General features: G+C 65.0%; 19 protein-coding genes and 4 tRNA genes. 15 read left to right on the plus strand and 8 right to left on the minus strand.

Annotated elements, in window-relative coordinates; all coding sequences use genetic code 11:
• Window positions 1-40 precede the first annotated feature (40 nt).
• The 6 genes from alaS (at window position 41) to IB261_RS08665 (ending at window position 4,886) form a co-directional block, all read left to right on the plus strand.
• Complete coding sequence (gene alaS, locus IB261_RS08640; RefSeq protein WP_192210141.1) at window positions 41-2,665, plus strand: alanine--tRNA ligase; 2,625 nt, start codon at window positions 41-43, stop codon at window positions 2,663-2,665.
• A 101-nt stretch (window positions 2,666-2,766) separates the two neighbouring features.
• Window positions 2,767-4,002, plus strand: a complete 1,236-nt coding sequence (locus IB261_RS08645) for an aspartate kinase (protein WP_081517979.1) — start codon at window positions 2,767-2,769, stop codon at window positions 4,000-4,002.
• 186 nt (window positions 4,003-4,188) lie between these two features.
• Window positions 4,189-4,374 carry a carbon storage regulator CsrA gene (gene csrA / locus IB261_RS08650; protein ID WP_003085981.1) on the plus strand — a complete coding sequence of 62 codons (186 nt, stop codon included), beginning with the start codon at window positions 4,189-4,191 and terminating at the stop codon, window positions 4,372-4,374.
• A 60-nt stretch (window positions 4,375-4,434) separates the two neighbouring features.
• Window positions 4,435-4,525: transfer RNA gene (locus IB261_RS08655), tRNA-Ser, on the plus strand.
• Window positions 4,526-4,634: 109 nt separating this feature from the next.
• Window positions 4,635-4,711, plus strand: a tRNA-Arg gene (locus tag IB261_RS08660).
• A 98-nt stretch (window positions 4,712-4,809) separates the two neighbouring features.
• Window positions 4,810-4,886: transfer RNA gene (locus IB261_RS08665), tRNA-Arg, on the plus strand.
• An 82-nt stretch (window positions 4,887-4,968) separates the two neighbouring features.
• Here the strand turns inward: IB261_RS08665 and bamE are convergent.
• Window positions 4,969-5,493 carry an outer membrane protein assembly factor BamE domain-containing protein gene (gene bamE / locus IB261_RS08670; RefSeq protein WP_192382001.1) on the minus strand — a complete coding sequence of 175 codons (525 nt, stop codon included), beginning with the start codon at window positions 5,491-5,493 and terminating at the stop codon, window positions 4,969-4,971.
• Window positions 5,494-5,815: 322 nt separating this feature from the next.
• Between bamE and mgtE the strand changes: the two genes are divergently transcribed.
• Window positions 5,816-7,258 (plus strand): magnesium transporter, encoded by a 1,443-nt coding sequence (mgtE, locus tag IB261_RS08675; RefSeq protein ID WP_081517981.1) that lies wholly within the window; start codon window positions 5,816-5,818, stop codon window positions 7,256-7,258.
• A gap of 125 nt (window positions 7,259-7,383) precedes the next feature.
• Here mgtE and amrZ read toward each other — a convergent pair whose 3' ends face one another.
• Window positions 7,384-7,716, minus strand: coding sequence for a transcriptional regulator AmrZ (gene amrZ / locus IB261_RS08680; protein ID WP_017517196.1), 333 nt, complete (start codon window positions 7,714-7,716; stop codon window positions 7,384-7,386).
• A gap of 487 nt (window positions 7,717-8,203) precedes the next feature.
• Here amrZ and phnN point away from each other — a divergent pair, with 487 nt between their 5' ends.
• Window positions 8,204-8,767 carry a phosphonate metabolism protein/1,5-bisphosphokinase (PRPP-forming) PhnN gene (gene phnN, locus IB261_RS08685; RefSeq protein ID WP_192224964.1) on the plus strand — a complete coding sequence of 188 codons (564 nt, stop codon included), beginning with the start codon at window positions 8,204-8,206 and terminating at the stop codon, window positions 8,765-8,767.
• A 2-nt stretch (window positions 8,768-8,769) separates the two neighbouring features.
• Here the strand turns inward: phnN and IB261_RS08690 are convergent, their stop codons facing one another.
• Window positions 8,770-9,246, minus strand: a complete 477-nt coding sequence (locus IB261_RS08690; protein ID WP_192210147.1) for a GNAT family N-acetyltransferase — start codon at window positions 9,244-9,246, stop codon at window positions 8,770-8,772.
• Window positions 9,247-9,338: 92 nt separating this feature from the next.
• Here IB261_RS08690 and IB261_RS08695 point away from each other — a divergent pair.
• Window positions 9,339-9,415 (plus strand) — tRNA-Arg (locus tag IB261_RS08695).
• Between the two features lie 53 nt (window positions 9,416-9,468).
• Here the strand turns inward: IB261_RS08695 and IB261_RS08700 are convergent.
• The 5 genes from IB261_RS08700 to wecB form a co-directional block, all read right to left on the minus strand.
• Window positions 9,469-10,536, minus strand: a complete 1,068-nt coding sequence (locus IB261_RS08700; protein ID WP_151186385.1) for a GGDEF domain-containing protein — start codon at window positions 10,534-10,536, stop codon at window positions 9,469-9,471.
• Window positions 10,537-10,632: 96 nt separating this feature from the next.
• Entirely contained in the window at window positions 10,633-11,508 is an 876-nt protein-coding gene (locus IB261_RS08705; protein WP_081517997.1) for a DUF4434 family protein, read from the minus strand.
• Window positions 11,508-14,693: an NfrA family protein gene (locus IB261_RS08710; protein ID WP_192382003.1), complete on the minus strand. Its 3,186-nt coding sequence runs from the start codon at window positions 14,691-14,693 to the stop codon at window positions 11,508-11,510. The genes IB261_RS08705 and IB261_RS08710 overlap by 1 nt, the downstream gene beginning before the upstream one ends.
• Window positions 14,690-16,864: a cyclic di-3',5'-guanylate-activated glycosyltransferase NfrB gene (gene nfrB / locus IB261_RS08715; protein ID WP_192224968.1), complete on the minus strand. Its 2,175-nt coding sequence runs from the start codon at window positions 16,862-16,864 to the stop codon at window positions 14,690-14,692. The genes IB261_RS08710 and nfrB overlap by 4 nt, the downstream gene beginning before the upstream one ends.
• A complete protein-coding gene (wecB, locus tag IB261_RS08720) occupies window positions 16,861-18,015 on the minus strand; it encodes a non-hydrolyzing UDP-N-acetylglucosamine 2-epimerase (protein ID WP_081518000.1) in 1,155 nt (384 codons plus the stop codon). The genes nfrB and wecB overlap by 4 nt, the downstream gene beginning before the upstream one ends.
• Before the next feature lie 255 nt (window positions 18,016-18,270).
• On the opposite strand from wecB, the gene IB261_RS08725 reads away from it, so the two are divergent.
• The 6 genes from IB261_RS08725 to IB261_RS08750 all read left to right on the plus strand — a co-directional run bounded on the left by IB261_RS08725 (window position 18,271) and on the right by IB261_RS08750 (window position 26,056).
• The gene (locus IB261_RS08725; protein WP_081518001.1) at window positions 18,271-19,122 is read left to right on the plus strand and encodes a LysR family transcriptional regulator; all 852 of its coding nucleotides are present in this window, start codon (window positions 18,271-18,273) and stop codon (window positions 19,120-19,122) included.
• Window positions 19,123-19,513: 391 nt separating this feature from the next.
• A complete protein-coding gene (locus IB261_RS08730; protein ID WP_192224970.1) occupies window positions 19,514-20,569 on the plus strand; it encodes a putative 2-aminoethylphosphonate ABC transporter ATP-binding protein in 1,056 nt (351 codons plus the stop codon).
• A gap of 1 nt (window position 20,570) precedes the next feature.
• Entirely contained in the window at window positions 20,571-22,286 is a 1,716-nt protein-coding gene (locus tag IB261_RS08735; protein ID WP_151186391.1) for a putative 2-aminoethylphosphonate ABC transporter permease subunit, read from the plus strand.
• Between the two features lie 95 nt (window positions 22,287-22,381).
• Window positions 22,382-23,407 (plus strand): putative 2-aminoethylphosphonate ABC transporter substrate-binding protein, encoded by a 1,026-nt coding sequence (locus tag IB261_RS08740; RefSeq protein ID WP_192382004.1) that lies wholly within the window; start codon window positions 22,382-22,384, stop codon window positions 23,405-23,407.
• 337 nt (window positions 23,408-23,744) lie between these two features.
• On the plus strand, window positions 23,745-24,875 hold the full coding sequence (locus IB261_RS08745) for a TIGR03364 family FAD-dependent oxidoreductase (RefSeq protein WP_192382006.1): 1,131 nt from the start codon (window positions 23,745-23,747) through the stop codon (window positions 24,873-24,875).
• Between the two features lie 158 nt (window positions 24,876-25,033).
• A complete protein-coding gene (locus IB261_RS08750; protein WP_081518006.1) occupies window positions 25,034-26,056 on the plus strand; it encodes a transporter in 1,023 nt (340 codons plus the stop codon).
• Window positions 26,057-26,120: the final 64 nt, after the last annotated feature.

Genomic DNA, 26,120 nt, shown 5'->3' on the forward strand with positions numbered 1-26,120 from the left:
TGCCGGCGATTCGTGGCCGCATTTTTCCGTGGAAGAACCTATGAAAAGCGCTGAAATCCGTGAAGCCTTCCTCCGCTTCTTCGAAGAGAAGGGGCACACCCGCGTAGCGTCCAGTTCGCTGATCCCCGCGAACGACCCGACCCTGCTGTTCACCAACGCAGGCATGAACCAGTTCAAGGATTGCTTCCTGGGCCTGGAAAAGCGCGCCTACACCCGCGCCACCACCAGCCAGAAGTGCGTGCGTGCCGGCGGCAAGCACAACGACCTGGAAAACGTCGGTTACACCGCGCGCCACCACACCTTCTTCGAAATGCTGGGCAACTTCAGCTTCGGCGACTATTTCAAGCGCGACGCGATCACCTACGCCTGGGAATTCCTGACCTCGGACAAGTGGCTGAACCTGCCCAAGGAAAAGCTCTGGGTCACCGTCTATGCCAGCGATGACGAGGCGTACGACATCTGGACCCAGGAAGTCGGCATTCCCGCCGAGCGCATGGTCCGCATCGGCGACAACAAGGGCGCTCCCTACGCTTCGGACAACTTCTGGGCGATGGGCGACACCGGTCCGTGCGGCCCGTGCACCGAGATCTTCTTCGACCACGGCGCCGACATCTGGGGCGGCCCGCCCGGCTCGCCGGAAGAAGACGGCGACCGCTACATCGAGATCTGGAACAACGTCTTCATGCAGTTCAACCGCACCGCGGACGGCGTCATGCACCCGCTGCCGGCGCCGAGCGTGGACACCGGCATGGGCCTTGAGCGCATCAGCGCCGTGTTGCAGCACGTCCACTCGAACTACGAGATCGACCTGTTCCAGAGCCTGCTGAAGGCTTCGGCCGACGCCATCGGCTGCGCCAACGACGACGCGCCGTCGCTGAAAGTCGTTGCCGACCACATCCGTTCCTGCGGCTTCCTGATCGCCGACGGCGTGCTGCCGTCCAACGAAGGCCGTGGCTACGTGCTGCGCCGCATCATACGTCGCGCCTGCCGCCACGGTAATAAGCTGGGCGCCAAGGGCACCTTCTTCCACAAGATCGTCTCCGCCCTCGTCGGCGAGATGGGCGAGGCCTTCGTCGAGCTCAAGCAGCAGCAGGCGCACATCGAGCGCGTGCTCAAGACCGAGGAAGAGCAGTTCGCCAAGACCCTGGAGCAGGGCCTGAAGATCCTCGAGCAGGACCTGTCCGAGCTCAAGGGCAGCGTCATCCCCGGCAACGTGGTGTTCAAGCTGTACGACACCTATGGCTTCCCGGTGGACCTGACCAACGACATCGCCCGCGAGCGCAGCCTGACCCTCGATGAGGAAGGCTTCGAGCGCGAGATGGAGGCCCAGCGCGAGCGTGCCCGCTCCGCGAGCGCCTTCGGCATGGACTACAACAGCCTGGTGAAAGTGGATGGCGACACCCGCTTCCTCGGCTACCAGGGCGTTTCCGGCGCCGGCCAGATCATCGCCCTGTTCAAGGACGGCAAGGCCGTCGAGCAGCTGGGTGAAGGCGAGGAGGGCGTGGTCGTCCTCGACCAGACTCCGTTCTACGCCGAGTCGGGCGGCCAGGTTGGCGACAGCGGTTTCCTTGAGGCTGCCGGCGTGCGCTTCGACGTGCGCGACACCACCAAGGCTGGCGGCGCTCACCTGCACCACGGTGTGGTTGCCCAGGGCAGCCTGACCGTTGGCGCTGCCGTGAAGGCCGAGGTCGCGCCTGGCGTGCGCCAGGCCACTGCGCTGAACCACTCCGCTACCCACCTGCTGCACGCCGCGCTGCGCCAGGTGCTGGGCGATCACGTTCAGCAGAAGGGCTCGCTGGTCGACAGCCAGCGCCTGCGTTTCGACTTCAGCCACTTCGAGGCTATCAAGCCCGAGCAACTGAAGCAGCTGGAAGACATCGTCAACAGCGAAATCCGCAAGAACTCCGAGGTCGAGACCGAAGAGACCGACATCGAGTCCGCCAAGAACAAGGGCGCCATGGCGCTGTTCGGCGAGAAGTACGGTGATCAGGTGCGCGTGCTGAGCATGGGCGGCAAGTTCTCCGTCGAACTGTGCGGCGGCACCCACGTGTCCCGCACCGGTGACATCGGCCTGTTCAAGATCACCAGCGAAGGCGGTGTGGCTTCCGGCGTGCGCCGTATCGAAGCAGTCACCGGCGGCGCTGCACTGGCCTACCTCAACGGCGCCGAAGAGCAGCTCAAGGAAGCGGCCGGCCTGGTCAAGGGCAGCCGCGACAACCTGCTGGACAAGCTCTCCGGCCTGATCGAGCGCAACCGTCAGCTGGAGAAAGAGCTGGAACAGCTGAAGGCCAAAGCTGCCAGCGCTGCCGGCGACGATCTGGCGGGCTCTGCCGTGGACGTCGGTGGCGTGAAGGTACTGTCCTCGCGCCTTGATGGCCTGGACGGCAAGGCGCTGCTGGCGCTGGTCGACCAACTGAAGAACAAGCTGGGCAGCGGCGTGATCCTGCTGGGCGGCGTGTTCGAAGAGAAGGTCGTGCTGGTTGCCGGCGTGACCCAGGACCTGACCGCCAGGCTGAAAGCGGGCGATCTGATGAAGCAGGCCGCTGCGGCAGTGGGCGGGAAGGGCGGTGGTCGCCCGGACATGGCCCAGGGCGGTGGCGTCGATGCCGGCAAGCTGGACGAAGCTCTGGCGCTGGCAGTGAAATTTGTCGAACAGGGCCTCTAAAGGCCCTGAAATACGGGGCCCGCAGCGCGTCCGGCGGGCCTTGGCAGCATGCGGTGATGCATGTTTAATGGGCGCCCTTCAGGAATCAGGCGGCTTTTGAAATGGCTTTGATCGTACAGAAGTTTGGAGGGACCTCCGTCGGCACCGTCGAGAGAATCGAGCAGGTAGCCGAGAAGGTGAAGAAATTCCGTGAAGCGGGCGACGACATCGTCGTGGTGGTGTCCGCCATGAGCGGCGAGACCAACCGCCTGATTGGTCTGGCGAAACAGATCATGGACCAGCCCATTCCGCGCGAGCTGGATGTGATGGTCTCCACCGGCGAACAAGTGACCATCGCCCTGCTGAGCATGGCGCTGATGAAGCGCGGCGTGCCGGCGGTTTCCTACACCGGTAACCAGGTCCGTATCCTGACCGACAGTTCCCACACCAAGGCGCGTATCCTGAGCATCGACGATGCGAACATTCGCGCAGATCTGAAAGCAGGCCGCGTAGTCGTGGTCGCCGGCTTCCAGGGTGTGGACGAGCAGGGCAACATCACTACCCTCGGCCGTGGCGGTTCCGACACTACCGGCGTAGCTCTGGCGGCGGCACTGAAGGCCGACGAGTGCCAGATCTACACCGATGTCGATGGCGTCTATACCACCGACCCGCGCGTCGTGCCGCAGGCGCGTCGCCTGGACAAGATCACCTTCGAAGAGATGCTGGAAATGGCCAGCCTCGGTTCCAAGGTGCTGCAGATCCGCTCGGTGGAATTCGCCGGCAAGTACAACGTCCCGCTGCGCGTGCTGCACAGCTTCCAGGAGGGTCCGGGCACCCTCATTACCCTTGATGAAGAGGAATCCATGGAACAGCCGATCATCTCCGGCATCGCCTTCAACCGCGACGAAGCCAAGCTGACCATCCGTGGCGTACCGGATACCCCCGGCGTTGCTTTCAAGATTCTCGGCCCGATCAGTGCCGCCAATGTAGAAGTCGACATGATCGTGCAGAACGTCGCGCACGATAACACCACCGACTTCACCTTCACCGTGCACCGCAACGACTACCAGGCTGCCCTGGAAATCCTCAAGCAGACCGCCACCACCATCGGTGCGCGCGAAGCCACTGGCGACACCAACATCGCCAAGGTTTCCATCGTCGGTGTCGGCATGCGGTCCCACGCCGGTGTCGCCAGCCGCATGTTCGAAGCCCTGGCCAAGGAGACCATCAACATCCAGATGATCTCCACCTCGGAAATCAAGGTTTCCGTGGTCATCGAAGAGAAATACCTCGAGTTGGCGGTCCGTGCCCTGCACACCGCTTTCGAACTCGACGCCCCGGCCCGACAGGGCGAGTAAGGCGGGATATACCGAAAGGCGCGGCTACCCCGCGCCTTTTGTCGTTTTTGACTGTCTGACAGGAACTTTCTTTCCGGCAGGACTGGTCAATACTTGGGTGAAGGATTCGCGCACTTGATCTATACGAATCTGCCACCATTTCTTTTTTTGCAGACTGCTTATCCCGTAACACGTAAGGAGAAAGGAATGCTGATTCTGACACGCCGGGTCGGAGAGACCCTGATGGTCGGTGATGACGTCACCGTGACTGTACTGGGCGTCAAAGGCAATCAGGTGCGTATCGGTGTGAATGCGCCGAAGGAAGTTGCCGTGCACCGTGAGGAAATCTACCAGCGCATCCAGAAAGAGAAAGACCAAGAACCAAACCATTAATTTTTCTAAAATTTTTCTTTGCAAACGGGGAAAACATGGATATCATGCGCCCCGTGTTGCGGAGAGGTGGCCGAGTGGCCGAAGGCGCTCCCCTGCTAAGGGAGTACACCTCAAAAGGGTGTCGGGGGTTCGAATCCCCCCCTCTCCGCCATTGCATCCTCTGGTGCGATGAGTTGTCCGGTTACGTAAGTGACTGAAAAGATTGAAAAATCTTGTTGACAGGTCAGAAAAATCGCCCTAGAATTTGCGCCCTCATCAGCGCACTCATAGCTCAGCTGGATAGAGTACTCGGCTACGAACCGAGCGGTCGGAGGTTCGAATCCTCCTGAGTGCGCCATATACGAGGCAACGCGAGAGCGGGGCTTCAGTGGCGAAAGGGCTGAAAAGCCATTAGCTGCAACCAGTTGGTGAATCTGGTTAAACTTTACCAACGACGCACTCATAGCTCAGCTGGATAGAGTACTCGGCTACGAACCGAGCGGTCGGAGGTTCGAATCCTCCTGAGTGCGCCATATACAAAAGGGCCTGCAGTAATGCAGGCCCTTTTTCTTTGCCTTCAAAAAACTTTCCACTCGAAAAACATGGGCAGCGTAATCAGCGCTTCGCCTTGCCCATCACGCAACCATCCTCATCGAAGGTCACGGTGCGTGCACCGTGCTTCTTGTCCGCCTCGTAGTGATAGCGCAGCGTCTCGTTGTGCTGGCTGGTCCTGTCCGGCCGCCCGAGGGCGCTCTCCACGTCGCTGCGCGTCATTCCCGTCCTCACGCGCCCCTCGATGATCGCCTTGCGTCGTGCGCTGCCGGTGACGCGGTTGCCGCAGCCGTTCTGCTGTTCACCAACGACCACGACGGACTCGCGCTCGGCTTCCTTGCCCTGGCCTTTACTGCGCGCCAGCGGCTTCTGTGGGGCGGACTCCTGCGGGATCGCCATCGGCACCGGCTCGCCGCTGCCGGGCGTGGGGTTGTTCGCTTCCTGGATTTCCTGCTGCCTTTCCGCGGGGCAGCCATACTGACTGAACAGCACGCTGCCGTCGGCCGCAGTGCAGCGGAACACCGAGGTTGCCTCACTGGTCGGAACCAGTGGAATCAGGAGTGAGCAGAGCAGGGCGGACAGGCGCATGGTTTCCTCCGTGATGGCGGGCCTGCCTGCAGCCTAGGAGTGGAAATTGTCAGTCGGAGCCGGGTGTCCTGTGGGAGCTTTCGGGCGTCGAACCGGGCAGTGATTCGCCAGTGAACTTTCGCCCGCAAGCGATTGTTCTGGCCGCCATTTTGTAACGCCTAATACACCCCGGAGTGTTATCATTTCCCGCATCTGCCCTCGATGGGCGCATGGGACACCACCATGGACTTACCCAGTAGTTACTCAGAACCCCGATTGCGTACACACGACCTGATGTATTGATCCCCTCTGGCCCGTTCTGCCACTGGGGGTGGAGCGTGCTATGACCGAAGTAGAAGCCAAAAAGCCGCAGGAAAGCCTGCAGGACCGCCTCAACCAGGTGGTCGACCTGCTGCACAAGCACAAGCTGGTGGAAGACCTGACGCATCGTCAGGAAGGCCAGCATCAAGACCTCGTCGAAAACTTCGTGCACCGCCAGAACCTGGCGGAACTCCAGCGCAAGCTGGAAGAGCTGCACCCGGCCGACATCGCCCACATTCTCGAATCCCTTCCGCTGGATGACCGCCTGACGGTCTGGCAGCTGGTCAAGGCCGAGCGCGACGGCGACATCCTCCTCGAAGTCTCCGACTCCGTACGAGAGACCCTGATCGCCGACATGGACGATCACGAGATCCTCGCTGCGGCCAGGGACATGGACGCCGACGAACTCGCGGACCTCGCGCCGGAACTGCCGCGCGATGTGGTCCACGAGCTGATGGAAAGCCTCGACCAGCAGCAACGCGAGCGTGTGCGTTCGGCGCTGTCCTACGAGGAAGACCAGGTCGGCGCGCTGATGGACTTCGAGATGGTCACCATCCGCGACGACGTCAGCCTGGAAGTGGTGCTGCGCTACCTGCGTCGACTGAAGGAGCTGCCGGGCCATACCGACAAACTCTTCGTGGTCGACTACGACGGCGTGCTCAAGGGCGTGCTGCCGATCAAGCGCCTGCTGGTGAACGATCCGGACAAGGACGTGGCCGAAGTCATGGCCACCGATCCGGTGACTTTCACCCCCGACGAGGACGGCTATGACGCCGCCCAGGCGTTCGAACGTTACGACCTGATTTCCGCCCCTGTGGTGGACAAGAACGGCAAGCTCATCGGCCGTCTGACCATCGACGAGATGGTCGACCTGATCCGTGAGGAAAGCGAAAGCGAAGTCCTGAACATGGCCGGTCTGCGCGAGGAAGAAGACATCTTCGCCTCGGTCTGGAAGTCGGTCGGCAACCGCTGGGCGTGGCTGGCCACCAACCTGGTCACCGCCTTCATCGCCTCGCGGGTGATCGGCCTGTTCGAAGGCTCCATCGAGAAGCTGGTGGCGCTGGCCGCGCTGATGCCCATCGTGGCCGGCATCGGTGGCAACTCCGGCAACCAGACCATCACCATGATTGTCCGCGCCATGGCACTGGATCAGATCCAGACCAGCAGTGCCAACCGCCTGCTGCGCAAGGAGCTTGGCGTAGCGCTGGTGAACGGCCTGGTATGGGGTGGAGTGATCGGTCTGGTCGCCTTCTACCTGTACGGCAACTGGGAGCTGGGTGCGGTCATGACCGGCGCCATGACGCTCAACCTGCTGCTCGCCGCGCTGATGGGTGTGTTGATCCCGATGACGCTGCTGCGCCTGGGTCGCGACCCGGCCATGGGCTCCAGCGTGATGATCACCGCCATGACCGACAGCGGCGGCTTCTTCATCTTCCTTGGGCTAGCCACGCTGTTCCTGATGTAACGCCAGCCCTGCCGAAAAGGCCGCCCGCGAGGCGGCTTTTTTGTGCCTGTGGTTATGCGGCACCGGTAAATCGCGGGCATGAAAAAGCCGGCTCAAGGCCGGCTGTTTCGGGTGTCGCGAACGAATCAGGCGTCGTTCTGTGCCATCTCGGCATCGTGCGCGATCAGGGCGATCAGTGCGTTCTGCTGACGATGGGTCAGTTGGCGGAAGCGTTGCAGCAGTTCGCGTTCGTGCAGGCTGAGTTCCGGGCTGTCCAGGCGGATGCCCAGGTTGTCCTGCAGCGCACCTTCCTGCAGCAGGCTCTGTTCGAGACGCGCGATGATCTCGGAGTTCATGCTGCGATGGTGGCTGCGAGCGACGTCGGCGATACGCTCACGCATGCCTTCGGGCAGACGTACGACGAACTTGTCAGCGGTACGGCTGGAGTAGGTGGGGGTTGCCTGTTTCAATGGGCGCATACTTTAAACCTGTAAGTCAGGGAGGCCGATGCCATGGGTCAGCGTTCGTTCAGGCCCTTTGACAGCGATTTCCAGTGGCCGTTCAGCGCGTCGTCAAAGCTTTTGAAAAAATATCCAATAACTTGACGTCAAACCTTCGGCATATTGTGTCTCGGGTGAAGGCTAAATGCCAGCACCAATCGTCCGAAATGAGACCGCCTAGGCAGACCCTTCTTTGGATGGGAATTGAAGGGAAAGCTGGCGAAGTGCCCGTTCCAGTCAGCGTAGTCGATGTGTACCGTGCGCCTGCCTGCCGTTGGGCAGCCTGATGAGGGCACTTCGTCGCGGATTGCCATGATGGCACAGCGCTGGGTGGAGAGTCAGGAGCGGTGGCGGAGGGCAGGCATCGATATCGGGATTTCACTGATATCGCACAAGGCTCGGAGTATTATCCGCCCCGCGGATCAGAATTGAAGTAGCGCCGAGCCGCCGGCGCACCGAGAGTTTCATGACCCCAGGCAGACTGATTTTCCTGATGGGCCCTTCGGGTTCCGGCAAGGACAGCGTATTGCAGGCCGCCAGCGTTCCGCTGGCCGCGATGGATTGCCGGATCGTCCGGCGCGTCATCACCCGTTCTGCAGAGGCACGCGGTGAAGAAGCGCATTCGGTGAGCGTCGACGAATTCACCGAGCTGGAGCGCTCCGGCGCCTTCGCCATGAGCTGGCGCGCCAATGGCTTGCACTACGGCATTCCCCGCGAGATAGACACCTGGCTTGCCGCCGGCCATGACGTGCTGGTCAATGGCTCGCGCAAGTACCTGCCCGAGGCCCGTCGTCGCTATCCGCGACTGATCGCAGTGCTGCTGAAGGTCGATTCCGAGGTGCTGCGCCAGCGCCTGCTCCAGCGTGGGCGGGAGACGCTGGCGGAAATCGAGGAGCGCCTGGCGCGCAATGCGCACTTCGCCGATGGCCTGCCCGGGCCGCTGGTGGAACTGGACAACTCGGTGTCCCTGGATGTCACGGTGGGCCACCTGCTGGACCTGCTCGCCCCGCCGGATGCCCAGGCCAGCTGAGGTCAGTCCAGGCTCAGCGACAGGCTGACGCCGTGGGGCGCGAAGCCCATCGCGGCATAGAAGCGGTGCGCCATTTCCCGGTCCTGGTGGCTGGAGAGCGCCAGCTTGTAGCACTTCCAGTCCCGCGCCCATTCCACGGCCCGGCCGATCAGCGCCTGGCCGATGCCCTGGCCGCGTGCGCGGCTGTCCACCACCATGTCCTCGAGGATTGCCGAGCGGGCGAAACCGTGGGCGATGTGTTCGATCAGGTGCAGCGTGCAAGTGCCGAGCAAGGCTCCGTCGCGCTCGGCGATCAGTGTCACTCGTGACGGTTGCCGGTCGCTCAGGGCGAGGGCGAGCAAAGCGGTGTCGGGCAGTGGGTCACGCGCACCCAGTTGCTGCAGCAGCGGAGCAAGCGCCGCCGCATCATCGGCCGTGGCGACGCGCACATCGAAGGTAGCGAAAGGGGAATCGGGCAGGGCGCCGTCGTCTGTGGTCATGGTGATTCTCCGGCTGACGGCGAAATTATGGACCGCGACGGTGGCGGCGGCATGACAAATCGCTTGTCGGTGGTTAACATGCCGACCCGATTGTCCCGGTAGCTCAATTGGATAGAGCGTCCCCCTCCTAAGGGGAAGGTTGGAGGTTCGACCCCTCTCCGGGACACCAGTACGCCAAGGCCCGCATCTGCGGGCCTTTTTCGTTTCTGCCCGGGGTGGTCATCAGGGCGAATAGGTCACCCGGTTGCGCCCGTTGTGCTTGGCGTCGTACAGGGCCTGGTCGGCCTTGATCAGCGCCTGGCTGAGGGTGCCGTCGGCGGTGAGATGGGCCAGCCCCAGGCTGATGGTGACGCTGGGCGTGCCGGGCAGCTCGGCGGTCACGCGGCGCAACTGCTCGACCCGTGACTGAGCCTCCTCCACGCTGATCCCCCACAGGTACAGGCCGAACTCTTCGCCGCCCAGGCGGGCGAATTCGAAGTCCTGCATTTCATGCTGGATGGCGCGCGCGACGCGGGTCAGCACTTCGTCGCCGATGTCATGGCCGTAGGTGTCGTTGACCCGCTTGAAGTGGTCGATGTCGATCATCACCAGGTAGCGCTGTTCACCGTCGTTTCCCAGGCGCTGGCCGACGCGGGTCATGAAGGAGCGGCGATTGGGGATGCCGGTGAGCACGTCGAGGTAGGCCTGGTCCAGCAGCAGTCTGGCCATGGCGTAGTTGTACAGCTTGGCCTTGCTCAGGTGGTGGAAGATGTAGACCGAGAGCGCGCTGATGAACAGCGGGTAGCAGACCAGCATGCTGCGCCGCGCGTCCAGGGCCGGCACATCGCCCAGTAGCGGGTTGAGGAAGGTCCAGGTCACTACCAGCACGGAATAGAAGGCGAGATTGTTCAGCGGCATCGCGGTGGCACTGTAGAGCACCGTGGCGGCCGCGATCACCAGCCAGGCAGGGCGCAGTGGCTCCGGCAAGCCGTCGATCACCAGGCGTGCGCCGAGGCTGAAGGTGATGACGAAGGCCAGGTTGAGCCAGTAGAAGTGCACCGCCTTGCGTACGAAGCTGGCCACCACGGTGATGAGGAAGAACACACCGAGGAAGAGCACCGAGACGTAGGTGAAACCCTGGCCGGCCTGGAAGCTGACGATGAGGTCGAAGAGCAGCCACATGGCGGCGCTCACGGCAAAGATCAGCAGGCTGAGCCCGTGGAGTCGCTCGAAATCGTGCTGGAGGAATTCGGCCCTGATCCCGGCCGGGACGCTTTGCTTGAGTATCTCGGACTCGATGGTCTTGAACATGAACCGCCCTGTGCGCGTGTGGGATCGCTCGCGCGAGAATAGCCGAACCCGATGCCCACCGCGCTAGCGTGCGGCGGGCATCGGGTGGGGGATGTTTCAGGGCGTTGCGGAGGTGCTGGGATGCGCGCGCTGGTTGTCCAGCAGCGCCTTGCCCCAGGGCCGGTAGCGCACCTCGAACACGGCGCTGGCGTGACAGCCGGTGGACGCGCTGGAAGGCGCGGCAGGTTCGGCGTGGAAAGGCTGGCCGGCGGCACTGGTCTGGCGGAAGGCTTCGCGGACGATGCCGACCGGGCAGGGCAGGGCGGCGGCGTAAGCCTGGCGCACGCGCTCGGGTAGCGCGCCGGTGCCGGCGCCGTCCTGCCACCAGACCTGCACGCCGAGCCCGGCAATCTGCCCCAGCCAGTCGCCATACACTTGCGGCGCCAGCTTGCCGCCGGAGAAGGCGCTCAGCTGCAGCGGCGCCTTCAACTGGCCGGCGAAGTCCTTGAGCTGATGCTGCAGGGCCTGACGGCGCTCGGCGGCCTGGAAGTGCCAGTCGTCCAGTTCCATCGGCAGGTACCAGGCGGCGACGGGCAGTTTCCACTGCTCGCTCACCTGCCGTTGCTGCGCCAGGGAGCGGCCCAGCTGATGCTGCCAGTAGGCCTCCAGGCCGGGTGTGTCCAGCTCGCTCTGGCGCTGGTAGTAGGCCGGGTCCATGTACAGCCCGAGGACCAGTTGCAGGCCGTTGTCGTGGGCGCTTTTCAGGGAGCGTGCGAGCCAGCCGTTGGCACCGCCGAAGTCGGAGTCGCCATAGGCTGTCCACTGCACGATCAGGGTCTTCGCACCCTGGGCCGCACTGGCGCGCCAGACCTGCTGCCACTGCGCGTCGCTCAGTGCAGCATCGACATTCAGCGGCTGGTAGAACAAACGGTCATCGGCGTGCGCCGTGGCGGCGGAGCACAGCAGGGCCAGGGCGAAAATCAGACGTCGCATCAGAAGTTCACCTCGAGTCCCACCAGCCAGCCGTTGGCCTGTTCGTAGAGATTGCCCGCCATGCCCAATTGGTACTCGGTGCGCACGGTGACGTGGGCGCGGTAGGCGTTGTAGCGGTCCTCGCCGTACCAGTACTGCCAGCGCAGACCGACGCCGCTGCGCAGGTCCTGGCGCCAGTCGTTGCTCGGGTCCTGCGCGGAGAACTCGGCAAAGCCGTACGGCATGATCGTCTGCGGCGAGTCCACCGGCAGCTTCCAGGTGTGGCCCTGCTGGTAGCGCGAGACCCACTGGTGATCGCCAGCGTGGGTCCACCAGGCGAAGTCGGTGTAGAGGAAGCGCTCGTCCCAGTCACTCTCGTCGACGCGCCAGTCGTTGCGGTACTCGCCCTGGTCGAGGAAGGAGGCGGTGGCGCGCAGCAGGAAGTCTGTCGAGGTCTGTCCGTACTTGTCGCGCTGGCGCACATAGCGCTCGAACTTCTCGGGGGTGCCGATCTCGTGCAGGCGGATGCCGTCGAAGGCGTAGTCGGAATCGCCGTCGTCGTTCACGGTGTTCTGCTTGTATAGCTCGCTGTAGAGGTTGAGGTTGTAGTCGCCGAAGGGCTTGTAGCGCAGGCCGAAGCCCGCGGCGAGGGTCTGGGTGTACTGCTTGCGTCCTTCGTTGCCGGCGATCGCCCGGCCATAGACCGAGAGGGTGCTGCCGTTGCGGGTCGGCTCCTCGCCCAGGGCGTGGTCCCAGATGAAGGTCTGCAGGTTCTGCGATTGCGCGCGGCGGCGGTCGCCGGTCTGAGTGTCGCCATTGAGGATCGGCACCGTGGTGACGCCGGCCGGCGACCAGGTGCTGGCGATGGTCAGGTTGTCGCGCTGGGACATGACCTGGTGCGCGCGGCGCTGGCGGAAGCGGCGGGCTTCCAGGCTGCCGTACTCGTCATCGGCGGCTACCGGGTCCTGTTCCAGATCGATCACCCGGCGCAGCTCGCGGCGGGCGGCGAAGCTGTCTTCGGCTTCGTCATAGCGCCAGGCGAGGGTTTCGCCCAGGCGGAAGTCCTCGGGGTAATCGCGGGTGGCACGCTCCAGGTAGGGGATCGCGGTGCGGCGTTCTTCCGGGGTGTCGGTGCCGGCCAGGCGCATGCCGTAGTCGGCGCGGAAGCGCGGATTGTCCGGTTCGCGGCGTACCGCCTCGGCCAGCCAGAGTTTGCTCTGCTGCGTGTCCCCGGCCTTCTGTGCACTGCCGGCGGCGTTGTAGAAGTGCTGGCCGTTGGGCTGGTGCTGCAGGGCCTCGCGGTGCCGCGAAAGGGCTTCGGGGTAATCGCCGCGGGCGTCGGCAATGTTGGCGCCAAGTGCCCAGTCGTCCGCGCTGCTTTTCTTCGCCTGCTGCCAGTAGCGTTCGGCGCCGGCATTGTCGTTGGTGAGCAACGCGGCGCGGCTGGCGGTGAGACGGGCGTTGTCGTTGAGTTCGCTGGTGGGCAGGGCGTTGAAGATGCGCAGCGCGCCGGCCGGGTCGCCGGCGGCTTCCAGCGCATAGGCCAGTGGCAGCTGGCTTTGCTTGTCGCCGTGGGCGATCGCGGCCTGGTAGTAGACCACCGCCTCGCCGGGCCGCGCGGGCATGGAACAGCGGCCGAGGGCGCGTAGCTCGCCGGGAGTGTTGGAGTCCGGGCTCAGGTAGCGTTGCAGGGCGTCGCAGCGCCCGGCTTCGGCGAGGCGGCCGAGCAGGTAGCCGCGCGAGACCGGATCGGCCTTGGGCAGCAGGGCTTCGATGCGCGCGACATCCAGAGGCGTGTCGCTGCGCGCGTGAATGCCGGCCAGGCGCTGAAGCAGCGCAGGAGGCAGGTTGCCCCCGCGGCGGTCGTAGGCGCTCTCCAGCAGCTGCTTGGCGCGTTCGGTGCGCCCGGCGTTGAGGGCGAGGTAGCTGGCCTGATCCAGCGCCTTGAGGTCGCCGGTCTGGCGGTAGCGTTGTTCCCACAGTGCCGCCGCTTCGCCGGTGCGGCCACGGGCCTGCAGCAGCTCGGCGCGCTGGCGTACGGTGTCGGGTGTCTGTGGCTGGCGCGAGAGCCAGGCCAGCGCCAGATCGGTGCGCCCCTGGCGCCGCCAGGAGTCCACCAGCTGGTCGCGCCGGGCGGTGTCCCAGGGTTCGGGAAGCCGGGTGTTTTCCAGCAGGTCGGTGGCGTCCAGGCGCTGGGCCAGCACCAGCCAGGTCTTCGGGTCGTCAGCGGGTTTGCACTGCTGCAGTTTCGCCAGCGCCGCTGCCTGGTCGTGGCGTGACAGCCATTCGGTGGTTTCCAGGCACGGCCGATTCTGCTGGTCACTGAGCTTGCTCACCAGCGAGGTGTCGGCGCTGTCGCGGGCGACCTCCAGCAGTTGCGCCTGGCGTGTCGGGTCGTTGCGGTCCTGCTCCGGCAGGGTGAGCAACCAGCGCTTGGCCACCTCGGTCTGATCGACGGCGATGGCACGGTCGATGATCGCCAGTCTTGCCTGGCGCGCGGCGTTGGCGTCGGGGGCCTGCTGGATCAACTGCTCCAGCGGCTTTTCTTCCAGGCGCTGGGCGTAGGCGTTGGCCAGGCGACGCCAGTCATCGGCGGAGAGCTGGTGAGCGGTGGCCAGCGGAGCCAGCTGGGCGATGGTGGTGTCCCAGTCGCGCAGTTGTTCGGCCCAGTTGGCGCGGGCCTCGCGCAGCACGCGGCCATCGTTGCCCGGTGGCAGGCTGCCGAGCCAGTCCAGCGCCTTGGCGGCCCCCTGGGTCTGGCCGAGCTTGAGGCTGTAGGCTTGCCACAGGCGTACGCGCTCGTTGGCGTTGCTGGTGTGGGCCAGCCACTGGTTGATCTGGGCTTCGGGTGGCGGGCCGTTCTCGATCAGGTCCAGGCGCAGTTCGGTCAGGGCCTGCGCGCCGGCATCGGTGCCGGCCAGTGCCTGGGCTTCCTTCTCGGCATCGTCGAAACGCCGCTGCTTGGCCAGGGACTGGATCAGCAGCGAGCGCGCCTCGGTGTTGTTCGGCACGCGGCCCAGCAGGTGGCGCATCAGGCGTTCGACTTCCGCCCAGTTGCTCTTCTTCGCTTCCTTGTAGCCCTTGTCGAGGTAGGGGAAGCTGCGGAAGCGCTGGAACTCCGTGAGCTGGTCATCGGCGGCCTGCGCCAGCGGGGCGGCGAAGCTCGCCAGGATCAGGCCGTAAAGCAGGGGTTGTTGCGGTTTCACACGGCCTCCCGGGCAATGCGATAGGCCTCGTGCTGTTCGCTGGCCTGTTCCTTGAGGGCTTCCTCGAGCACCTGCTGGGTGATCATGCCGCGCTTGATCAGGTGTTCGCCGAGGGAGTCCTGCTCCGGGTCGAAATCGATCAGGGCCTGGTTGAACAGGCTCGGCGGGACCATCCCACGAACCTGCAGCAGGGTGCCGAACATCACCACGTGCCCGCACAGGCGTTCCATCAGCGACTCGTCGCCCTGGCGCTGACGGAGCGCATCGACGATGGCGCGGGTTTCGTCGGTCTGGTTACGGCTGCCGTACCAGTGGCGCAAGCCGAGGGTGACGCGACCCTGGGGAGCCAGGCGACCGCGCACCGGGCGCTTGAGCTGGCGGCTGATGGCGCCGAGGGAAACCTGGCTGATCTGCTGCTCGCTGGCCAGGACCAGGGTGTTGCCGTCGATGGCCACCGGCAGCACTGCATAGCGCAGCGCCAGCTTGCGCGGCAGGGCTTCGATCAGCTTTTCGTCGAGGGTGAAGGGGTTGAGCGGCGCCCATTCCTCACCCAGTTCCTCGGCCAGGGTGGTGACCAGCTGGGTGCTGGTGATCAGCTCGCGCAGCAGCAGCTCGCGGCCCAGGCGGCGACGGACCGGGCTGGTCAGTGCCGATTGCAACTGTTCTTCGGTGATCAGGCCCTGCGCGACCAGGCGCTGGCCCAGCGGCGTGCGCTGCGGGCCGGCGAGGGCGGGGAATTCATGGGTGGTCTTGTCCCAGGCGACCCGGCGCGAATCGCCCATCTCCATCACCTGCTTGAGTGCGCGCAGGTTGGCGAAGAAGTTGACGAAGTTGCTCCACATCATCCGCGGCGCCGACAGCAGCCCCTCGAAGATGCCGTAGAAGCGAGTGACGAACCAGAAGCGCTGGAACAGCCGGTTGAGCAGCATCAAGCCGTTGAGGAACAGCAGCACCACCAGCAACTGGCTGCCTTCGAGGATCGACGGGAAGCGCCAGGCGTTGGGCGACAGGCTGGTGATCAGCCACATGGTGATCAGCACCAGGAACAGCAGGTTGACCAGGAAGCTCAGCAGGTAGGCGATCAGCCCCCGGCGGTCGCGCCAAAGGAAGTAGTTGAGCATGCCCTTGCTGCTCCAGCCCAGGTTGCGCGTGCCCTGGAAGACGATCCCGGTGATCCATCGGGACTTCTGCCGGATGGCGTGTTGCCAGGTGCGCGGGAAGTGTTCGCGCACGCAGATGACCTGGGAGAAGCGCCGGTCCATGCCCGGCACCCAGTCGCTCTTGAGCGCCAGCTGAGGGTCGGTGATGGAGTAGCGGGCGAAGATGCACTTCATGCCCTTCTGCTTGAGGCGGAAGCCGATGTCGTAGTCCTCGGTGAGACTCTGCACATCGAAGGCGATGCCGTCGCCGTCTTCGAGCAGCGCGGCGATGGCGCGGCGGCTGAAGCAGGTGCCGACGCCGGCGCTGGGCACCTGGCCGGTCAGCGCCTCGCGCACCGGCACATCCTTGCCGTGGTTCTCGGCGAACTCGTCGACGTAGTGGCCGGCGGTGAAGCCGGTCCATTCCGGGGCGTAGGGGTAGACCGGGATCTGGATCAGGTCCTTGGCCGGCAGCAGGTAGTTGAACAGGCGCAGTTCCAGCGGCGAGATGACGTCTTCGGCGTCATGCAGGATGAAGCCGGAGAATTCGATGCGGGCGTCGGCCTCGAAGCGCAGGATCGCGTCGATGATGTTGTTCAGGCAGTCGGCCTTGCTGGTCGGGCCGGGGCGCGCGCAGACCACCTTGTGCACGTTGGGGTAGTGCAGGCACACCGCATCGACGTCCGCCTGGGTCTGCGGATCGTTCGGGTAGGTGCCGACGAAGATCTGGTAGTTCTCGTAGTCCAGGGTGGAGGCCGCCAGGCGGGCCATCTCGCCCACCACGCCGACCTCGTTCCAGGCCGGCACCATGATCGCCAGCGGCTTTTCCGGGGCGGCGAAGAGGCGTTCCTCGTCGGCCCGGTCGAAGCGGTTGTAGATACGGAAGCGGCGCACCAGCACCCGGCCCCAGTACACCAGGTCGATGAACAGGTCATCCAGGCCAAGCAGGAACATCAGCGCGGCGAGGATGATCGCCAGGTACTTCAGGGCATAGAGAACGTAGGTGAGGATATCGACCAGTTCGAGGCTCATTCGAACTCGCTTGTCGTGCGTGTTTCACCGAACCAGGACAGCAGCCGGGCGACGATCTTCTCGCTGGCATGGCCGTCGCCGTAGGGGCTGAATACCCGGCTCATCTGCTCGTAGACTTCCTCGTCGCGCAGCAGATGGCTGGCTTCGCTGACGATGCGTCCGGTGTTGGTCCCCACCAGCACCACGGTACCGCCTTCCAGCACGGCCGGGCGCTCGGTGACGCGGCGCAGCACCAGCAGTGGTTTACCCAGCGCCGGGGCTTCCTCCTGGATGCCGCCCGAGTCGGTGAGGATGATGTACGCGCGGTCCATCAGCCAGACGAAGTGCTGGTAGTCCTGCGGGGCGATCAGGTGGATGTTCGGCTTGTCCGAGAGCAGGCCGTAGACGGCTTTCTGCACCTGCGGGTTGAGGTGCACCGGGTAGACGAAGTCCACCTCGGGGAAGCGCTGGGCCAGCTCGGCCAGGGCCTGGCAGATGCGCTCGAAGCCCTTGCCGAAGTTCTCCCGGCGGTGGCCGGTGATCAGCACCAGGCGGCGGTCCCCGGTGAACTTGGCCAGGGGCGAGTCGATGGCGGGTTTCCAGCCGGTCTCGTGCAGGTGCTCGCGCATCCACAGCAGGGCGTCGATCACCGTGTTGCCGGTGACCTCGATCTGGTCGATGTTCACCCCTTCGCGCAGCAGGTTGTCGCGCGAGGCCTTGGTTGGCGGGAAGTGCAGGTCGGCGATCACTGCGGTGAGGCGGCGGTTGGCTTCTTCCGGCCAGGGCTGGTGGATGTTGCCGGTGCGCAGGCCGGCCTCGACGTGGCCCACCGGGATCTGCCGGTGGAAGGCGGTCAGAGCGGCGATGAAGCTGGTGGTGGTATCCCCGTGGACCAGCACGATGTCCGGACGATGGCGGTCGTAGCTGTCGTCCAGTTTGCCCATCATCTGCAGGGACAGGCTGTTCAGCGTCTGGCCCTGGGTCATGACGTCGAGGTCTTCATCCACCTCGAGTTCGAAGGAGTCCAGCACTTGCTGTAGCATCTCGCGATGCTGGCCGGTGGAGCAGATGCGCAGCTCGATTTCCGGGGTACGGCGGAGGACGCGGGCGAGGGGGGCCATCTTGATGGCTTCCGGGCGGGTTCCGAAAACCATGGTGACTTTGTACTTCATCAATTGCTCCTTGGGCGCACCCTTGTGGGGCCGCCTTCGGTTTTCCGTGTGGGATTTTTCCAAGGGCAATGAAAGTCGCTCAAGTCCGGGCTGTCCAGCGACAACTGGTGTTGCCAGTGATACAGGTCAGGTACATTGACCTTTTTGGGTGTTTTGTCGCCTGGCTGCAGGCCGCGTCGTCAGTGGGCTGGCGCCGGTTTGCCGGCAGCGCCGAGAAAAACTGTTGATGAATTTTTCGAAAAGGCGGATCGGTCGATGCTGAGCGCGGAATTGAAGGCGTTCTACCGGGTAGCGAAGCTGGGCAGCATCACCCAGGCGGCGAAGAAGCTCGGCCTCAGCCAGCCGACCGTGACCACGCAGATCCGCAACCTGGAGAGCCAGTATGCGGTGGAGCTGTTCTATCGCGGCGGCCGTCGCCTGACCCTGAGCGACGAGGGCGCGCGTCTGCTGCCGATGGTCGAGACGCTGTTACAGCAGGAAGCCGACATCGAGTTCTACCTGCGCAACTGCGGGCAGATGCAGGGTGCGCTGCGCATCGGCGCCACCTCTCCTTATTACGTGCTCGGGCTGATCAAGAACTTTCGCGAGCGCTTCCCGCAGATCGAAGTGTCGGTGGAGATCGGCAACTCCCAGCAGGTGCTCGAATCGCTGATCGAATGCCGGGTGGACCTGGCGGCCTCCTCGCAGCAGGTGGACGACGCGCGCCTGACTCGCGTGGTGCTGGGCAGCGATCCGCTGGTGCTGGCGGTACACCGCAGCCACCCGCTGGCGGCGCTGCAGTCGGTGAGCCTGGGCGACTTGCGCAGCCATTGCCTGCTGATGCGCGAGGCGGGCTCCACCACCCGCCAGTTGACCGAAGCGATGTTGCAGCAGGCGGGGGTGACACCCGCCTCGATGCTGGAGATCGGCAGCCGCGAATCGATCCGCGAGGCAGTGATCCGCAACCTGGGCGTGAGCATCATCGCCCGCCAGGAAGTGCCGGATAACCCGCAGTTGTGCGTGCTTGAGATCAAGGGCGCCAGCCTGATCGACGAGTACCTGTATTGCCTGAAGGACCGGCGGCAGGCGCGCCTGCCGAGCGCGTTTCTGGCGTTGGCGCAGGTGTAGAACCGATTCCCGTGTAGGAGCGGGCCATGCCCGGGATCAGAGTTTCCCTCCCCACCGAAGTCAGAGCGACGCACGAACGTAGGATGGTGTTCACCGGCTCGGACGGCAGGGCGCCGGGCAAGGTGGCAGTTCGTAGGGCGAATAACACGCCAGCGTTATCCGGCACATGGGTATTGGCGGATAACCTGTTCCGGGTTATGCGCCCTACGTTTGCCCGCTCTACACCGCCACTTCCAAAAAATTTTCGCCCCCATACCCAAATCTGCCTATGGATCTATCGGCGCACTTGGCCCTTTAGCAATAGTGCCGTCGCAATCGCTCCCTAGCATGGACCTCGTTCCTTCACGCCGCGGCTCACCCGGCGTGGACCACAAGAATACGAGGTACCGCCATGCATCCCACCGTTGCCGGCACGCCGCTCAGCGTGCGCCACATCCGCAAACGCTTCGGCCAGTTCGTCGCCCTCGACGGCGTGTCGCTGGACGTCAAGGCCGGTGAGCTGGTGTGCCTGCTCGGCCCTTCCGGCTGCGGCAAGACCACCCTGCTGCGCTGCATTGCCGGGCTGGAGCAGCAGGACGAGGGCACCTTGCACCTGGGTCTGCGCGATGTCTCGAACCTGCCGCCGCAGGCGCGGGACTACGGCATCCTGTTCCAGTCCTATGCGCTGTTTCCCAACCTCACGGTCGAGCAGAACATCTCCTATGGCCTGGCCAACGCTTCGAAGGATGAAGCCCGCCGCCGCGTCGCCGAGATGCTCGAGTTGGTCGGCCTCAGCGGCAGTGAGAAGAAGTACCCCGGCCAGCTCTCCGGTGGCCAGCAGCAGCGCGTCGCCATGGCTCGCGCGCTGGCGCCGAGCCCGTCGCTGCTGCTGCTCGACGAGCCGATGTCGGCGCTGGACGCCCGCGTCCGCGAACACCTGTGCGGCGAGCTGCGCCAGCTGCAGAAGAGCCTGGGCATCACCACCGTGATGGTCACCCACAACCAGGACGAGGCCATGTTGATGGCCGACCGCATCGCGGTGATGAACCACGGGCGCATCGAGCAGTACGGCACGGCGCAGGAGATCTACAGCAGCCCGAGCACGCCCTTCGTCGCCGAGTTCGTCGGCCAGGGCAACTGGCTGCCCTTCGAGCGCGGCAGTGACGGTCATGCGCGGGTCGGCAGCCTCAACCTGCGCCTGCACTGCCAGGCACCGAGCGCCTCGGGCCGGTTGTTCTGCCGCCCGGAAGCGATCAGCGTGAACCCCGCCGTGCACCAGGAAAACCTGTTCCGCGCGCAGGTCCGCGAGATCACCTTCCTTGGCAACCGCTGCCGCATGAGCTTCGAGCTCGAACAGCTGCCGGGCCACGCGCTGCTCGCCGAGCTGGCGCCCGAGGACATGCCGCGCCTGGGCACCCCGGACATCTGGGTATCGCTGCCACCCCGCAGCCTGCAGGTGTTCGCCTGAGATGGAAGCCGTGGTGAAACACAGCCCGGCGCTGTCCGCCGGCAAGATTCGCGGCGATCTGGGTGATCGCCTGTTCGTCCGCGGCGGCAAGTACCTGCTGCTGCTCCTGCTCACTCTCGCGGTGCTGATGCCGCTGCTGGCCATCTTCTGGCGCGGCTTCAGCGGCGAAGCAGGGCAGGGCGGCGGCCTGGCAGCCATGGGTGAGCTGCTGCGCAGCGACAACTTTCACTGGCTGCTGGGCAACAGTCTGAAGGTTTCGTTGAGCGTGGCGTGCATCGTCGTGCCGGCGGCCTACCTGTTTGCCTACGCGCTGCAACGCACGCTGATCCCGGCCAAGGGCCTGTGGCGCGGGATTTCCCTGCTGCCGCTGCTGGCGCCGTCGATGCTACCGGGCATCGCGCTGATCTACCTGTTCGGCAACCAGGGCCTGCTGCGCCACCTGCTGCCGGACAACATCTACGGCTTCTGGGGTATCGTCCTCGGCGAGGCCATCTACACCTTCCCCCATGCGCTGATGATCCTGCTGTCGGCGCTGTCGCTGGCCGATGCGCGCCTGTTCGACGCCGCCTCGAGCATGGGCGCCGGGCCCTGGAAGGCCTTCCGCAGCATTACCTGGCCGGCCTCGCGGCAGGGTGTATTCGCCGCCTTCTGCCTGGTGTTCACCCTGACCATCACCGACTTCGGCGTGCCGGTCGTGGTAGGCGGCGACTACCAGGTGCTGGCGCTGGAAGCCTACAAGGCAGTGGTCGGCCAGCAGCAGTTCGGCCGTGGCGCGCAGATCGGCATGATCCTGCTGCTGCCGGCACTGCTCAGCTTCGCCGTCGACACCTGGCTGCGCCGTCGCCAGGGCGACGCCATGAGTGGCCGCGCACAGGTCTACCATCCCAAGCCGTCGCGTCGTCGCGACGGTGCCTTCCTCGCCATCGTCGTGCTGATCAGCGCGGTGCTGCTGGGAGTGCTGGGCATGGCCGTGTACTCCTCGCTGGTGAAGTTCTGGCCCTATAACCTCTCGCTGTCGCTGAACCACTACGACTTCAACACCACAGCCGGCGGCGGCTGGCTGGCCTACCGCAACAGCCTGACCATGGCCGCGTGCACCGCGATAATCGGCAGCGCGCTGATCTTCACCGGTGCCTACCTGATCGAGAAGACTCGCGAGCAGCGCTGGCTGAGCCAACTGCTGCGCATGCTGTGCTTCGTGCCGATGGCCGTGCCGGGCCTCGTGCTGGGCCTGGGCTACGTGTTCTTCTTCAACCTCCCGGGCAACCCGCTGCATGTGTTCTACGGCAGCATGGCGCTGCTGGTGGTGTGCACCATTGCCCACTACCTGACCACCGCGCAGATGACCGCCACCGCCGCGCTGCGCCAGCTCGACGGCGAGTTCGAGGCTGCCGCGCTGTCGCTGAAGATGCCGCTGTGGCGCCACTACCTGCGCGTCACCGTGCCGATCTGCCTGCCGGCGCTGCTGGACATCACCCGCTACCTGTTCGTCTCGGCGATGACCACCGTCTCGGCGGCGATCTTCCTCTACAACCCGGACACCATTCTCGCCGCCGTCGCCGTGCTGAACATGGACGACTCCGGCAACGTCGGCGGCGCTGCTGCCATGTCGACCCTGATCCTGCTCACTTCCGCGGCCGTGTCGCTGCTGCTGGCCGGCGCCTCGCGCGGCTTGCTGCGCCGCTCGCAGGCCTGGAGGACGGGCGCGAACCCTTAACACCGCTGGACGCTGTCGCCCGGCGCCTGTGCGCCGGGCTCAACCCCTGACAAACCCGCCCCGAGCGGGAGACCAACACTGCCAAGGAGCTCCACATGTTCAAACGTCTTGCCCTCGCCGCCGCCGTGGTTGCCGGTTTCGCTGCACAGGTCCACGCCGCCGACACCGAGCTGACCGTCTACACCGCCCTGGAACCGGAACAGCTGACCGCCTACAAGCAGGCCTTCGAAGCCGAGAACCCGGACATCAAGATCAAGTGGGTGCGCGACTCCACCGGCATCGTCACCGCCAAGCTGCTGGCCGAAAAGGATCGCCCGCAGGCCGACGCCGTGTGGGGCCTGGCGGCTTCCAGCCTGGCCATCCTCGACCAGCAGGGCATGCTGGAGAAGTACGCACCCAAGCACCTGGACGCCATCGGCAAGAACTACCGCGACCCGGCCAACCCGCCGGCGTGGGTCGGCATGGACGTCTGGGCCGCCACCATCTGCTTCAACACCGTCGAGGCCGAGAAGCTCGGTCTGGAGAAGCCGGTGAGCTGGCAGGACCTGACCAAGCCCGAGTACAAGGGCAAGATCGTCATGCCGAACCCGGCTTCCTCGGGCACTGGCTTCCTCGACGTCTCCGCCTGGCTGCAGACCTTCGGCGAGAAGCAGGGCTGGGCCTACATGGATGCCCTGCACGAGAACATCGGCCAGTACGTCCACTCCGGCTCCAAGCCGTGCAAGCTGGCCGCCGCCGGCGAGTTCCCGATCGGCATCTCCTTCGAGTACCCGGCCGTGCAGCTCAAGCGCCAGGGCGCGCCGCTGGACATCGTCCTGCCGAAGGAAGGCCTGGGCTGGGAAATCGAAGCCACCGGCATCGTCAAGGGCACCCAGCATGAAGCCGCGGCGAAGAAGCTCGCCGACTTCTCCTCCAGCCCCAAGGCCATGGAGCTGTACAAGGAAAACTTCGCCGTGCTGGCCCAGCCGGGCATCGCCAAGCCGCAGACCGAACTGCCGGCCGACTACGAGCAGCGCCTGATCAAGAACGACTTCGCCTGGGCCTCGAAGAACCGCGACGAGATCCTTGCCGAGTGGCGCAAGCGCTATGACGGCAAGTCGGAGAAGGTCGCGCAGAAGTAAGGTTCGACTGAGATTCGGCACTGGCGGCTCCCTCTCCCCAACCCTGGCTGCGCGCCCCGCTCCGAGGGGAGAGGGGGCTGTCCGGTGTGCTGGTTCGAGGTTGGCGCAGTCCTGTTAGCCAGCGAAGCGTGACAGGGCGGCGCGACCGACGTGTCATTTGCTTGCCGACCCAGGCAGCGGGTTGCTGAAGGCAGTTGCCTGAATGCCCTGAGGCAGCAGGATGAACTCGGAATTCTTCTCGGCAGAGGAGGGTTCCCTCTCCCTTCGGAGCAAGGCGCGTAGCCAGGGCTGGGAGAGGCGCTTTTCTGCTTGTTTTATACGCAAGGAACTTATCCCCATGACCCAGACCCACTGCGACGTCGCCATCGTCGGCGCCGGCATCCTCGGCCTTTCCCATGCCTACGCCGCCGCCCGCCGCGGCCTGTCCGTGCGTGTCTTCGAACGCACCGCCACGCCCCTGGGCGCCTCCGTGCGCAACTTCGGCCAGGCGCTGGTCACCGGCCAGCCGCCGGGCGTGATGTCGGAACTGGCCCGTGCCAGCCGGCCGATCTGGGCGCAATGGGCGGAAGGCGCCGGGTTCTCCCTGCGGCGCAACGGCTCGCTGCTGTTTGCCCGCAGCGAAGCCGAGGAACACCTGCTGGAAGCTTTCTGCGCCGGTCGTGCCAGGGAGCTGGACTACCGCGTGGGCCTGCTGCGCGGCAGCGAACTGAACGACCTCTATCAGGGCCACTTCCGTCATCATCGCGCGGCACTGCTGGGTTTCGACGACCAGCAACTGTATTCCCGCGAGGCGCTGCCGAGCCTGATCGACTACCTGCGCCGCGAGCACGGCGTGGCGCTCCACTTCTCCACCCTGGTGCGTGACGTCGACACCGGCGTGCTGCGCACCACAGCGGGCACCTTCACCGCCGGGCAGGTGATCGTCTGCTCCGGCCACGACTATCAGACGCTGCTGGCCGAAGTCATCGCGCCGCTGGAGCCGCAGGTATGCCGGCTGCAGATGCTGCGCGCCCGCCCGCAGGTCGACATCGGTCTTTCCCATTCGATCCTCACCGGCCTGAGCTGCGTGCATTACGGCGCCTTCTCCGACCTGCCCGAGGCCGAAGCGGTGCGCGAGCAGATCCGCCGCGAAACGCCGGAGCTGGAAGAGCAGGGCATCCATTTGCTGGTCAGCCCGACGCCCCATGGCGAGCTGATCATCGGCGATTCCCACCACTACGGCAGCGACGCCGCGCCGTTCAACGCCGAATTCGTCGACCGGCTGATGCTGGAGCTGGCCGAGGACACGCTGGGCATGCGCGTCGAGGTTGTCGAACGCTGGCAGGGCGTCTACGGCTCGCGCGGGCCAGGACCGTTCTCGGTGCTGCAGGCCGCCGACGGCATCAGCGCCGTGCTGATGCACACCGGCGTGGGCATGAGCATCGGCCCGGCGCTGGGTGAACGCACTGTTGCCGCACTGTTCGGCTGACACGGGGCTGTCATCTGCCGTTCACCCGGTTCTGATAACACCGGAAGGGCGACGCGGCTTTCGTAGGGCGCATGAAGCGGAACGCTTCATCCGCCATGGCGGATGACCGCAAGCGGTCATTCGCCCTACGTCAGATATCCCAGGTTCAGCGGGGTCCCATGAACCACAGCATCGTCCAGAACCATCAGGATTCCGACCTGTTCGGCCTGCTGTATGGCTTCAGCTTTCGCCCCGGTCAGCCAGGGCTCGAGATCGATTCGCCCACCGCCCTGCAGCGTCTGCAGGAGCCGCGAGCGGCGGACGAGTTCCTCTGGCTGCACCTGAACCTGGCGCACGCGGCCTGCGAGCGCTGGATGAAGTCGCACCTGGAGCTGCCCGACTACTTCTTCGAGACCCTGCGCGAAGGCTCGCGCTCCACCCGCATCGAGCATGTGGACGGTGCGCTGCTGGCGGTGGTCAACGACGTGGTATTCGACTTCGGCAGTCGCATGTCCTCGGATGTCGCCACCCTCTGGGTCTGCGCCCGTGGTCGCCTGCTGGTCACCGCCCGTGCGCAGCCGCTGCGCTCGGTGGACACGCTGCGTTCTTCGGTGAAGCACGGCGAGAGCTTCAACTCGCCACTGGAGTTGCTGATCCACCTGCTGCGCGATCAGGGTGAAATCCTCACCCGCATCGTTCGCGAGACCAGCATCAGCGTGGACCGCATCGAGGACCAACTGCTGTCCTCGCGCCTCTCCGCCAGCCGCGCCGACCTGGGTGCCATGCGCCGCGTGCTGGTGCGTTTGCAGCGCCTGCTGGCGCTGGAACCGGGCTCGCTGATGCGCCTGCTCAACCGCCCACCGATGTGGCTGACGGAGGACGATGTGCGCGTGCTGCGCGAGGCTACCGAGGAGTTCTCCCTGGTGATCAACGACCTCACCGCGCTGGGCGAACGCATCAAGCTGCTGCAGGAAGAGATCGCCGCGAAGATCAACGAGCAGAGCAACCGCACGCTGTTCACCCTCACCGTGGTCACGGTGCTGGCGCTGCCGATCAACATCATCGCCGGCTTCTTCGGCATGAACGTCGGTGGCATTCCCTTTTCCGGCGACCCGGAAGGTTTCTGGATCCTGGTGGTGCTGGTGGCCAGCTTCACCGGTCTGGCCGGGCGCTGGGCGTTCCGCAAGCGCGACGATTACTGACGGGATTTCCCTGTAGCAGCGCGCCATGCGCGCGATCGCGGGCATGGCGCGCTCCTACACGGTG

Origin of the sequence: Pseudomonas sp. PDM20 (genome assembly GCF_014852575.3) — a bacterium.
GTDB lineage: Bacteria > Pseudomonadota > Gammaproteobacteria > Pseudomonadales > Pseudomonadaceae > Pseudomonas.

Bases quoted from the DNA above. Each gene is read 5' to 3' on its own strand.
- alaS (WP_192210141.1), top strand. From the start codon at position 41: ATGAAAAGCGCTGAAATCCGTGAAGCCTTCCTCCGCTTCTTCGAAGAG.
- IB261_RS08645 (WP_081517979.1), top strand. From the start codon at position 2,767: ATGGCTTTGATCGTACAGAAGTTTGGAGGGACCTCCGTCGGCACCGTC.
- csrA (WP_003085981.1), top strand. From the start codon at position 4,189: ATGCTGATTCTGACACGCCGGGTCGGAGAGACCCTGATGGTCGGTGAT.
- bamE (WP_192382001.1), bottom strand. From the start codon at position 5,493: ATGCGCCTGTCCGCCCTGCTCTGCTCACTCCTGATTCCACTGGTTCCG.
- mgtE (WP_081517981.1), top strand. From the start codon at position 5,816: ATGACCGAAGTAGAAGCCAAAAAGCCGCAGGAAAGCCTGCAGGACCGC.
- amrZ (WP_017517196.1), bottom strand. From the start codon at position 7,716: ATGCGCCCATTGAAACAGGCAACCCCCACCTACTCCAGCCGTACCGCT.
- phnN (WP_192224964.1), top strand. From the start codon at position 8,204: ATGACCCCAGGCAGACTGATTTTCCTGATGGGCCCTTCGGGTTCCGGC.
- IB261_RS08690 (WP_192210147.1), bottom strand. From the start codon at position 9,246: ATGACCACAGACGACGGCGCCCTGCCCGATTCCCCTTTCGCTACCTTC.
- IB261_RS08700 (WP_151186385.1), bottom strand. From the start codon at position 10,536: ATGTTCAAGACCATCGAGTCCGAGATACTCAAGCAAAGCGTCCCGGCC.
- IB261_RS08705 (WP_081517997.1), bottom strand. From the start codon at position 11,508: ATGCGACGTCTGATTTTCGCCCTGGCCCTGCTGTGCTCCGCCGCCACG.
- nfrB (WP_192224968.1), bottom strand. From the start codon at position 16,864: ATGAGCCTCGAACTGGTCGATATCCTCACCTACGTTCTCTATGCCCTG.
- wecB (WP_081518000.1), bottom strand. From the start codon at position 18,015: ATGAAGTACAAAGTCACCATGGTTTTCGGAACCCGCCCGGAAGCCATC.
- IB261_RS08725 (WP_081518001.1), top strand. From the start codon at position 18,271: ATGCTGAGCGCGGAATTGAAGGCGTTCTACCGGGTAGCGAAGCTGGGC.
- IB261_RS08730 (WP_192224970.1), top strand. From the start codon at position 19,514: ATGCATCCCACCGTTGCCGGCACGCCGCTCAGCGTGCGCCACATCCGC.
- IB261_RS08735 (WP_151186391.1), top strand. From the start codon at position 20,571: ATGGAAGCCGTGGTGAAACACAGCCCGGCGCTGTCCGCCGGCAAGATT.
- IB261_RS08740 (WP_192382004.1), top strand. From the start codon at position 22,382: ATGTTCAAACGTCTTGCCCTCGCCGCCGCCGTGGTTGCCGGTTTCGCT.
- IB261_RS08745 (WP_192382006.1), top strand. From the start codon at position 23,745: ATGACCCAGACCCACTGCGACGTCGCCATCGTCGGCGCCGGCATCCTC.
- IB261_RS08750 (WP_081518006.1), top strand. From the start codon at position 25,034: ATGAACCACAGCATCGTCCAGAACCATCAGGATTCCGACCTGTTCGGC.